This window comes from Daejeonella sp. AP26 (genome assembly GCF_056680515.1).
The window spans coordinates 1,729,640-1,741,267 of sequence record NZ_CM155286.1 but is presented as its reverse complement, the minus strand read 5'-3'; the positions used below and the strand labels follow the sequence as shown (position 1 = coordinate 1,741,267).

Sequence of the window (11,628 nt, the reverse complement as noted above, 5' to 3'; positions counted from 1 at the left end):
TATTCCCCTTCGGGGGATAAACCTGTCACTATCACAAAACAAGAACTCAATACTAAAAGATTTATCCCATGTTATCCAATAATAAAATAATACAAAAGATCGTCATCGGTTCGATGATGGTCGTAACAGCCTTCGGCACCGTGCAGGCGCAGACCACTGCTGCTCAACCAACCTGGTGGTTTGGTGTTTCTGGTGCAGCTAACTTAAACTTCTATAGCGGTACAACCCAAAGGTTGAATAATTCACTGATCGTTCCAGCTGCCTTTCATGAAGGTAACGGAGTACGTCCATACGGTTCTGTTTTCGTAGAATACCGCCCAGCAGGATTGCTAGGTGCAATGCTTAATGTTGGTTATGATGGCCGTGGTGGCAAGTTTGACGGAGTAGTGGCGGCCTGTGATTGCCCTGCAACTTTAAAGACCAATATGGACTACATAACCGTTGAGCCCAGCCTGCGTTTATCTTTAGCCAACTTTTACTTATTCGCCGGTCCGCGGATAGCCTTTAATCAGCAAAAGGATTTTGAATATACTCAACTCAGACAACCGGATACTGATGGCGAATTGACTGCCATGCGTTCTACAATTATCTCCGGACAGGTTGGTATGGGTTATGAATTTCCAATCTCTCCTAAGGGTAGCGGTACACAGGTTAACCTGTCTCCATTTGTTTCTTTCCACCCATATTTTGGCCAGGATCCACGTGATATCGAAAGTCTTTCGTTAACAACCGTGAGAACCGGTATTGCTTTGAAATTCGGCAAGGCTCGTAAGGCGCCGGTTACAGAAAACCCAATTGCTGAAGTTCCTGTTCGCCAGGTTACATTTGCAGTGCGTGGCCCGATCAGCGAGCCGGTACACCGCCAGGTAAGCGAAACTTTGCCGCTGCGTAATTCAGTGTTTTTTGATGAAGGTTCTACTGCTGTACCAAGCCGCTATGTTGTTTTAACATCTGATCAGGCATCTTATTTCAAAGAAGAAGTATTACTGCAGCAGCCAACCGAAAGTACTGCTGCCCGTTCAGCGCGTCAGTTGAATGTATATCACAACATCCTGAACATTCTTGGCGACCGGATGAGGTCAAATCCATCTTCGACTATCTCCTTGAGCGGAGCCTCAGCAAAAGGACCTGCAGAAGGTAAATCTTTTGCTGAATCAGTAAAGCAATATTTGGTGTCGGTATTCGGTATCAGCGGATCCCGCGTTACAACGCAGGGGCGTACAAAACCACTTATCCCATCTGAGCAGCCTGGTGCAACCAAAGAATTGACTCTTCTTCGTGAAGGCGATCGTCGTGTAGATATCCAAAGTAACTCATCTGAATTATTGATGCAGGTCGGTGGTGAAATGATGAAGCCGGTTCAAATTGTTTCTACAACATCTAATCCACTAGATACACAGGTAGTATTTACTGTAGATGGTGCAAAGGATATGCTGAAAACCTGGTCTGTAACAATCACAGATGAAAACGGAGCAGTTCAAAATTGCGGACCATTTACCAATGATCAGGAAGGTGTTTCAGTAGCTTCTGTTCTAGGTGACCGCACGGAAGGAAACTATAAAATGATTATGACCGGGGAGACTAAAAACGGAACTCCAGTTACCAAAGAGGCTTCAGTTCATTTAACACGTCCGACTGCCAGCATTGAAAAGGCTTATCGCTACAGCATCCTTTTTGATTTTGATAAGACAAAGACCATTGCATCTTACAACACCTTTCTGAAAGATATAGTATCTCCATTGATCTCTGACGGTTCAACCGTAATTATACACGGTCATACAGATGTTATTGGTGAGAATGATTACAACCAAACGCTGTCTGCCGGCAGAGCTTCTGAAACTCAAAAAATCATTGAAGGTGCTTTGTCTGCAAAAGGTATTAAAAACGTAAAATTTGAAACCGCCGGTTTTGGTGAAGATCTTACCCGTTCACCTTTTGAAAACAATTTACCTGAAGAGCGTTTCTATAATCGTACCGTTATAATCGACGTAATTCCGGTTAAATAGATAGTAAACACACATTAGTAATGAAAAAGGCTGCCCCCAAAAAGGGCAGCCTTTTGTTTGATCCATTTTTCATTTATAATCTCGGACAGTAACAAGTGCTTGTGGCTTCTCCTGTATAGATTTATGTCGGGTTTGTAAAAATGCCTTTTGTAAACTGGACAATAAACATAGATTGATAGATGAGGATTGCTGTGAATTGGACTAATATTCAGAAAACCCGTAGATTAGCATTATTTCAATATCATACTGGTGACATCAGATCTACTCTGGAATAGTATATGAATCAGAACATCAATACTTTCAGCGTTTCCACTTACCAGGCTGCCGTTGTCGTAGCTCCGGCAATTGAGGCGCATTTTGCCTCACACCTGGCGACCGCAAGAGACAGGGGAGATGAAGATCTGGTTTCTCATCCCAACGCACAGGTTATTGAAGCGCTTATCGATGTGGCTTTCTGGGCCAGTTTGCGAAAGGAAGAAGGTATTTCACCAAAAATCTCACTGGCGCTGCTTCCACCCGGGCAATCGGGTGAGCCGCTGTTATTTGAACATAAAATTGTACTGAGTCCCGATGCACTGACTAAACTTGCTCCGGGGGTAGAACGTCCGGGCATTCACGTGGGGGTTTGGCACAATGAGCATGGCCTCTATATTTGGGGAACTACCCATAATATCCCCGATTATTGTTTTGTTCTGGATGTTTCTGAACCGGCTTTGCTGGTAATAAAGCATCGCCGCATATTTGGCTTTGGCAAGTTTGTTAATATTGCCGTACTAAAAGGCGACCAGGTAAAAGTGATCGATCAAAATAGCGCTTACCTGCCCGATTGTCCCTCTCTTCTAACGTCCCTGCTTGGGTTTCGATCTTCCGGAGACAAATCTGTCAATGTTTTAATCCAGCTTGCTGTATCTATGCGGGCACATAAGCGTGGCGGTCTACTCTTGGTTGTTCCCGCCGGAAACGATGCCTGGCGTAACTCTATACTTCAACCGATAAAGTATTCCATAACCCGCGGATTTTCATCACTAACCGAACTACTGTCGAAAGACGCGAATGAAAGAAGTAGTAGTGCCTGGCAAGCAGCATTACGGCGTGAGGTGGAAAGTATTGCCGGGCTTACCGCGATTGATGGGGCTACGGTGATCAGCGACCGGCATGAGCTTCTGGCTTTTGGGGCTAAGATAGTTCGTCCCCTGGCCAATGAAATGGTAGGACAGATTGTAATTACCGAGCCGGTTGTGGGAAGCACAGCAGTCATTGCCCATCCATCCAGTAACGGGGGCACTCGTCATTTGTCGGCAGCGCAATTTGTAAACGATCAGCGGGATTCTCTTGCACTGGTCGCTTCACAGGATGGTCACTTTACAGTTTTCACCTGGTCGGAAAGCGAAGCTATGGTACACGCACACCGCATTGACTCGCTGTTGGTCTGATCTCCAGGACGCATCATTCAATCTTTCTTTGCTTACCTGAATATTTTTTGAAAGAAGTCGTCTTCATTAGGGCGTGAAACTCAAATTTCGTATCTTATTCTTTTCTTAAAGTTTATCTAGCAAACGCCCTAAAAATCCGAACTATGAAAACTTATGATGAGAAACATATCAAGAACGTGGCGCTGATCGGTTCCGCGAAAAGCGGGAAAACCACGCTTGCAGAGACGATGATGTTTGAAGCCGGCCTCATTAACCGGCGGGGAACGGTGGAAGAGAAAAACACGGTATCCGACTACCACGAAATTGAACATGAGCGGGGGAGTTCTATATATGCCACCACCCTGCATACCGAATGGCGCGACTATAAGATCAACATTATTGACACCCCCGGTCCGGATGACTTCATCGGCGAAGTGATCTGTTCCATTCGAGTAAGCGACACAGCGATCATCCTGCTGAATGCTCAAAGCGGATTGGAAGTAGGGATGGAGTTATTGTGGGATTACGTTGATCAGTACCGCAAACCTACCATTCTGGCCATCAACCAGCTGGATCGTGAGAAAGCTGATTTCAACCAGACGCTCGCAGAGGCGCAATCTTTTTTCGGTTCTTCGGTAACAGTAGTGCAGTACCCCTTAAATCCCGGGGCCGCGTTTGACTCCATCATTGACCTGCTGAAGATGGTGATGTATAGGTTTCCGGAGGGGGGTGGAAAGCCTGAGAAATTACCAATTCCGGAAAGTGAGCAGGAGAGGGCAGGTCAGCTGCATAATGAGCTGGTAGAAAAGGCGGCAGAAAATGACGAGGAATTAATGGAACTCTATTTCGAGAAAGGTAATCTTGATGAGGATGAGCTGCGCAAGGGTCTGAAGATAGGGATGATGAACCACCAGGTGTTCCCGGTTTTTTGTCTATCGGCGAAAAAAGATATGGGCACCGGCAGAATGATGGGCTTTATCGATAATGTGGCGCCCTCAGCTATGGAGATGCCGCCAGAGCTGACTGAAGAAGGCGAGAAAGTGCTGTGCGACCCGGCAGCACCTACCCGGCTGTTTATTTTCAAAACCCTTACCGAACCTCACCTGGGCCGACTGTCCTTCTTCAAAGTTTTATCCGGCGAAGTGACCGTTGGGATGGAGTTGTATAATGAAAAGACGTCGGTTACTGAGCGTATCAGCCAATTATTCATCACCGACGGTAAGAACAGGAATTCAGTTGAAAAGTTGAAGGCTGGTGATATCGGGTGTACGCTGAAATTGAAGAACTCTTTTACCAATCATACGCTGAACGGGAAGGGGGCAAAAGGCAGTATAGAGCCTATGCGTTTTCCTACCCCTAAGATGCGCGTATCCATTGTGACCAAAAGCAAGCAGGATGAAGAGAAGCTTGGGGAAGTGCTAAACGAGATTCACCTTGAGGACCCAACCATGGATATTGAGTATAACCGCGAGCTACGCCAGGTTATACTCCTGCTACAGGGCGAACTTCACCTTGCTGTTACCAAATGGAAACTGGAGCAGGTCTACAAAATGCAGGTAGAGTTCCAGAAGGCGAGGATACCGTATCGTGAGACTATTCAAAGGCCTGCCTTATCGTCTTACCGGCATAAGAAACAAAGCGGAGGCGCCGGTCAGTTTGGAGAAGTTTTTATGAAGATCGAGCCTTACTATGACGGGATGCCCCAGGTAACTGAATTCCAGGTGCGTGACACGGAAACGATTGAACTGTCGTGGGGCGGCAAACTGGTCTTTAATAATTGTATTGTAGGTGGTGTGATCGATGCCCGTTTCATCCCATCTATTTTAAAGGGTGTCATGGAGAAAATGAATGAAGGCCCGATCACTGGTTCCCATGTACGTGATGTACGGGTGAGTGTCTACGATGGAAAGATGCACCCGGTCGACAGTAATGATATTTCGTTTAAAATCGCCGGTATGATGGCCTTTAAAGAGGCCTTCATGCACGCCGAACCTCTCTTACTCGAACCAATCCATGAGCTGGAAATTTCAATTCCCGACCTGATGATGGGAGATGCCATGACCGAATTGCAGGCTCGGCGCAGTACCATAATGAACATGGAAAGTGAGAACGGTGCCCAGGTGATCCGGGCACGTACACCCTTAGCCGAACTCGATAAATTTCTGTCATCCCTGCGAAGCATCAGCCAGGGCCGCGCTAAAGTAAAGAGCCGTTTTGCCGACTATGCCCCGGTTTCCCCTGATCTGCAAAGGCGGATCGCTGAAGAGTCGCAGAAATCAGAGGTGGAAGAACTGCATTAATTCTGAACCGTAGTTACTAACGGAGGTACACTTTCAGGAGCCTCCAAAAGCTCCTGAAATACCAACCTTAGTCACATTCCGGATGAGTGAATATATGCGTCTCCACATTTTCAGCCGGCATACTGAAATTCTCAGACCGTCCCATCTGCCACCAAAACTTGTTTCTTGCTTTCTCACGGCTTCCTGTCTCGGTCATAGTCTCTGCATCGTATAAGCGACCGTTGATCATCACATTCTTTATTTTTTCGCTGTTGCGAATATCATCCAGTGGATTTTCGTCCATAATGATCAGATCTGCCAGTTTACCCGTTTCCAGAGATCCAATTTCTTTGCCCATTCCAAGGTATTCGGCTCCATTGATCGTGGCGCTTCGAATAGCTTGTAACGGCGTCATGCCCCCCTGAGCAAGCATCCACAACTCCCAGTGAGCGCCGATACCCTGGATTTGTCCATGAGCGCCAAGGTTAACTTTAGTGCCGCCGTCAGCTAGTTGCTTAACCGCTTTCGATACTTCGATATGACCGTAATCGCCAAATTCAGAAGTAGTTCTGCGGCGTGACCGTTCGTCAATTATGTGACGAGGGGTATAACTAAGCAAGCGCTCATTCTCCCAAACATTCGTACGGTCATACCAGAAGTTTTCGCCTGATTGAGAAGCATAGCTCACAATCAGGGTAGGAGTATAGCCAGTTTTACTTTGGTTCCATAGAGATTTTACATCCTTGTAAATTGGGAGAACCGGAATATTGTGCTCTACACCGGTATGACCGTCGATAATATGGGTCATATTATGAAAAAATGTAGATCCGCCTTCTGGCACTACTTCCATCTGCAGTTCGCGCGCTGCCTGTATGATTTGCTGGCGTTGGTCACGACGAGGCTGGTTATATGATTTCACGGAGAATGCGCCTACCGCTTTCATCCTGCGAAGGGCTGAGCGGGCGTCATCCAGACTGTTAACCACTGCTTTGAAATCACCATCAGCTCCGTAGAGAATAGTACCTGTTGAATAAACACGCGGTCCTACCATTGTTCCTGCTTTCAGCATCTCAGATTGGCTGAATACCATCTCTGTATTACTGGAAGGATCATGTGAGGTGGTTACCCCATAAGCAAGGTTTGCGTAGTAGCTCCAGTCTTGCTGAGGACTAACACCATCAGGGCTTGTTCTCAAATGAGCATGAACATCAACAATTCCGGGCATTATTGTTTTACCATCTGCTTCAATTACTTTTGCGTCAGAAGGAATTGCAATATCTTTTCCAATTGCTATTATGCGGTTCTTCTCTATTAGAATCGTTCCGTTCTCAATCACTTCATCGCCCTTCATGGTAATAATACGGGCGCCCTTGATGGCTATTTTTCCTGAAGGCAGGTCTGATTTCATTTTGAACCCAACATACAATCCCAGGCTGTCAATTGCCGGCAGTTTCTCGGGAGCTCCTTCAACAAAGGCAAAAGAGTTTTTAATCTCTCTGGAATAATATTGCGGACCCAGGGACCAATTCAAGTTCTTACTGTCGCTGCTCCAGTGCAAGTAATTGCCCGCATCGCGGCTTACTTTAATTAATGGAAGCGCTTTATTAGTTGACGATAGATCGAGTGAAGTGCCAGCGCTTGCCATGGGGGTAATATAGGCGTTAAACAATTCAGTAAATGCTATCCACTTGCCATCGGGGCTTGGAACGAATAGATTTGCATAGGTGGATGTATAATGCGTTTTTGGAGTTCCGCCATTCAGGTCAACACTTTTAAACGCTTTTTTGCTCCCTTCACTGCTCTGGAAATAAATGCGGTCGTCGCTGCTGTTAAACACAGGTCGTATTCCAGATTCTGAAATCAGTTTTACATTTGATCCATTCGCCTGCATTACATAAACACCAGTGTTCTTACCAAAAGCATGACCTAAAACATCATTTCCTGATCCCTTTCGGTAAACAATCTTATCGCCTTTATTCGAAAATCTGGGTGAGTAGTAGAAGCCTTTCTCGGTGGTAAGTTTAGTGATTCGCCCGTTCTTCAGATCTATTTTGTTGATAGACCCTTTATTCTCATCATTCCAACTCACAAACAGTAATGATTTGCCGTCAGGGCTAAACTGGGGCTCAAATTCAAAGTCAATTCCCCTGCTTACCCGTTCAGCCTCTCCGTTGGGTAGTTCTTTTACGTAAATATAACCTGCAGCATTGAACGCAATTTTTTTACCGTCAGGGGATGTGGTCAATTGACGGATCATCTTTACGTCGAACTCTTCCTGAAACACCTTCTGCTGGAAATGAAGCGCTTCTGATATCGTATGGGTCGAGTTGACCTGGAAAGGAATCTCACTTACTACCTGCGTGATCAAGTTCAACTTTCGGATTTTTCCTTTAGCGTAAAAAACAATGTTCTTACTATCCGGAGTCCAGTCGAAGTTAGGATATAAACCAAAGATGGCCCATGCTTCCTGCTGATCCAGGGAAAGATCGTCGTATAGCGGCCATTCTTCGCCGGTTTCCTGGTCCTGAACAAATAACACGGATTTCAGCCGCACTCTTTTTACAAAAGCGAGATATTTCCCGTCCGGAGAAAGCTGTGGACGAACAGCACCCCCTTGTCCGCCGGCAGCTGTTTTAATCTCGCCGGTCGAGCGGTCTAACCGTCGAATGTTATAAATCTCACCGTTAGGATCTTTGTTGTACTGAAAAAACGGGCCGGGTGACACATCCTCTGAGAAGTAAACAAACTTACCGTCAGGCGATACTTCCGGCTCACCGGCATCCTGCTGATCGTTTTTACGCTTTGTTAATTGTACGCCTTCGCCGCCACCTGCTATATGATACATCCACATTTCGCCGGCTCCCAATGAACGGGTTCCTGTAAAGTGCTTGCGTGCAATCAGGTTTTGATTGTCCGGAGTCCACACCGCATTATTTAAAAGTCTGAAGGTTTCTTTGGTTATTGCCCGTTTCCCGCTGCCATCTGCTTTCATTACCCAGATATTATCCGCACCTTCTTTATCACTGGTATAGGATATATACTTCCCATCAGGACTAAATCTTGGTTGCACTTCCAATGCCATACCGCTGGCCAGCGCTGTAGCATTTCCGCCGGCCATTGGTATTTTATAGATATCGCCCAAAAGGTCGAATACGATTTCTTTGCCGTCAGGACTCACATCAAGGTTCATCCATGTGCCTTCATTTGTGTTTATGTTGATGGATTTGGTAGGACCGGAGGGTTTTTCGATATTCCATTTAGACTTGGAAGGAGTGTCCTGGCTAAAGCTTTGCTGACTGAACAATAGGATACAAAGTGTGGAAATAACGCTTTTATTCATGTTTTACGCTGATTGAGCGCGCAATTTAGCAAATATTCAGAGGTTTGCTCAGTAACATTTAAGATGCCATCGGGGCTCTGAGAACGTTGCAAATTGAGGCAGGGTAAATTCTAAATGACGAATCTCAGATCATTCTCTTAGTTTTGAGCTCAGCGCATGACCATTCACGAAATATTTAAACAGTACTGGGGTTTCTCCACATTCCGACCGTTGCAGGAGGAGGTGATTCAGTCTGTTTTAAACGGAGAAGACACATTGGCGCTCATGCCAACAGGAGGGGGCAAATCTGCCTGTTTCCAGGTACCTGCTTTACTAAAACCCGGAATTTGTATTGTTGTATCTCCGCTGATTGCCCTAATGAAAGACCAGGTAGAGAGCCTGAAAGCCAAAGGCATTAAGGCTGTCGCCATTATTTCGGGGATGGGTAAACGCGAAGTGGACATTGCCTTAGATAATTGCATCTACGGCGACATTAAGTTTCTTTATTTATCTCCCGAGAGACTGCTTTCAGACCTTGTCCGCGAGCGCATCAGTCATATGAAAGTAAATTTGATTACGGTTGATGAAGCACACTGTATTTCGCAATGGGGTTATGATTTCAGGCCTCCTTACCTGCATATTGCCGACCTTAGGGAGATTCACCCGCAAGTGCCCGTGCTGGCACTCACCGCCACTGCTACCGCCCGTGTTGCTGAAGACATCCAAAAGAAGTTACTGTTTAATCAGAACAACATTCTGCGGAAATCTTTCGAGCGAAAAAACTTGAGCTATGTGGTGTCAGATGAGGAAAACAAGTATGGAAAGCTTCTGACCATAGTGAAAAGGATTGCTGGATCCGGAATTGTGTATGTCCGAAACCGCCGCCAGACTCAGGAAATAGCAAGGCAGCTTAGCTTGCAGGGCATCTCTGCCGATTTCTACCATGCCGGCATAGATACCCCTCTAAGAATGCAGAAGCAATTGAAATGGAAGCAGGGGCTAACCAGGATTATCGTGGCTACCAATGCTTTCGGGATGGGAATCGACAAAGCGGACGTGCGATTTGTGGTTCATATGGATCTGCCTGAGAGTCTGGAAGCCTATTACCAGGAGGCCGGTCGCGCAGGTCGTGACGATAAAAAAGCATTTGCCGTGTTACTCTATAACGCATCGGATAAGCAGCAGCTTCTAAAAAGACTAGAGCAAAGTTTCCCAACGGTTGAAGAAATCAAACAGGTCTATCATGGGCTAGGAAACTATTTTCAACTGGCAATAGGCGCGGGAGAGGGTCTTTCTCTGGAATTTGATGTCGGTGAATTCTGTACACGCTTTAAGCTGGAACCCATCAAGACTATCAATGCACTGAAGTTCTTAGAGCGCGATGAATATATTGCGTTAAGTGAAACGGTTTTTTTGCCTTCCCGGGTCCAGTTTATTTCAGGGCAGGAGTCATTATATCATTTCCAGATAGAGCAGCCAGCGTACGATCAGTTCATTAAAACGCTACTCAGGTCTTATGGCGGCATCTTTGATCACTATGTTCCGGTTAAAGAAACTGAGATAGCTAAAAGGACAGGCCTTTCGAAGTTTGAGGTAATAACCATCCTTCAAAAGCTGCAAAACTTTCAACTCTTGCAATACCTCCCACAAACCGACAAGCCCCACGTTGAGTGGGTGAAATCCAGGGTTGATTCCAGCCGTTTATTTATAAACGGCAAACATATATCTGAGCGCCAGCAAATCTCGCAAAGCCAGGTGAGAGCTGTTATTGCCTACGCAGAGGATAAGACCTGCCGGAGCAAGTCATTACTCCAATATTTCGATGAGTCGGACGCGGGTAGATGTGGAGTTTGCGATGTCTGCCTCGAAGAAAAGCGGCTGCGCAAAAGAGAAAGCATTGCTGATGAAATTACTCATGAGATCTTTAGCCTGCTGGCTTCCGGCCGGATGCTATTAGATGAGCTTGTCCAGTCGCTTAACAGCGGAAATGAGAAGGAAAAACTGGGGGTCATACGAGAGCTGGTCGATGCAGGGAAGCTGAAATCAGACGGCGAACGGTTCTATGTATGACCGATATACGTGTAAGTGTAAAAAGAAGCCGGCGCCAAACTTTTTAGTACGATAAATTTAGAATCTATATATCTTTGATGCGATGAGCGCAAAGATTCTTGTAGTAGAAAATGATCCTGACATTCTTCAGATCATTGGTCATGTATTAACTGATGAAGGTTATCAACCTATTGAATGTAAGAATGAACATGGAATCTTTGATGTAATTCGGGAAAACAAACCCCACGCGATTTTGCTGGATGTGGTAAGGCCTACTGAGCAGGGAACAGTTTTATGCCGGGAAATTAAAGCTGCCGAAACCACGAAACACATTCCGGTAATTGTCCTGTCTACTCACGCTCAAATTGAAACCGTAAAAGAGATCTGTGCTGATGAGGTTGTAAAGAAACCTTTCGATATCGACTATTTGTTAGCCGTCATCAAAGAACAACTAGCCGGTGAATCTATCGCAAATTAAATAGTCGTTGAAGGATTCTCAGTCCTTCAGCTTTTCCGTGGATTTGGTTATTTGTATGGTCTGCTTTCATAGTCTATGATAAGCC

The 11,628-nt window shown here is 45.7% G+C and carries 6 protein-coding genes; 5 read left to right on the top strand and 1 reads right to left on the bottom strand.

What is annotated here, in order from left to right; genetic code table 11:
- Window positions 1-68: 68 nt before the first annotated feature.
- From AC1MCB_RS07445 to AC1MCB_RS07435, 3 genes are all read left to right on the top strand, one after another.
- Window positions 69-2,006, top strand: coding sequence for an OmpA family protein (locus AC1MCB_RS07445; RefSeq protein WP_479968112.1), 1,938 nt, complete (start codon window positions 69-71; stop codon window positions 2,004-2,006).
- 278 nt (window positions 2,007-2,284) lie between these two features.
- The gene (locus AC1MCB_RS07440; protein ID WP_479968111.1) at window positions 2,285-3,439 is read left to right on the top strand and encodes a putative sensor domain DACNV-containing protein; all 1,155 of its coding nucleotides are present in this window, start codon (window positions 2,285-2,287) and stop codon (window positions 3,437-3,439) included.
- Between the two features lie 143 nt (window positions 3,440-3,582).
- Window positions 3,583-5,718, top strand: coding sequence for an elongation factor G (locus AC1MCB_RS07435; protein WP_479968110.1), 2,136 nt, complete (start codon window positions 3,583-3,585; stop codon window positions 5,716-5,718).
- Window positions 5,719-5,785: 67 nt separating this feature from the next.
- On the opposite strand, the gene AC1MCB_RS07430 is transcribed toward AC1MCB_RS07435, so the two are convergent.
- On the bottom strand, window positions 5,786-9,037 hold the full coding sequence (locus AC1MCB_RS07430) for an amidohydrolase family protein (RefSeq protein WP_479968109.1): 3,252 nt from the start codon (window positions 9,035-9,037) through the stop codon (window positions 5,786-5,788).
- A 156-nt stretch (window positions 9,038-9,193) separates the two neighbouring features.
- Here AC1MCB_RS07430 and AC1MCB_RS07425 point away from each other — a divergent pair, with 156 nt between their 5' ends.
- Window positions 9,194-11,086 carry a RecQ family ATP-dependent DNA helicase gene (locus AC1MCB_RS07425; RefSeq protein WP_479968108.1) on the top strand — a complete coding sequence of 631 codons (1,893 nt, stop codon included), beginning with the start codon at window positions 9,194-9,196 and terminating at the stop codon, window positions 11,084-11,086.
- A gap of 82 nt (window positions 11,087-11,168) precedes the next feature.
- Window positions 11,169-11,543, top strand: a complete 375-nt coding sequence (locus tag AC1MCB_RS07420; RefSeq protein WP_479968107.1) for a response regulator transcription factor — start codon at window positions 11,169-11,171, stop codon at window positions 11,541-11,543.
- Window positions 11,544-11,628: the final 85 nt, after the last annotated feature.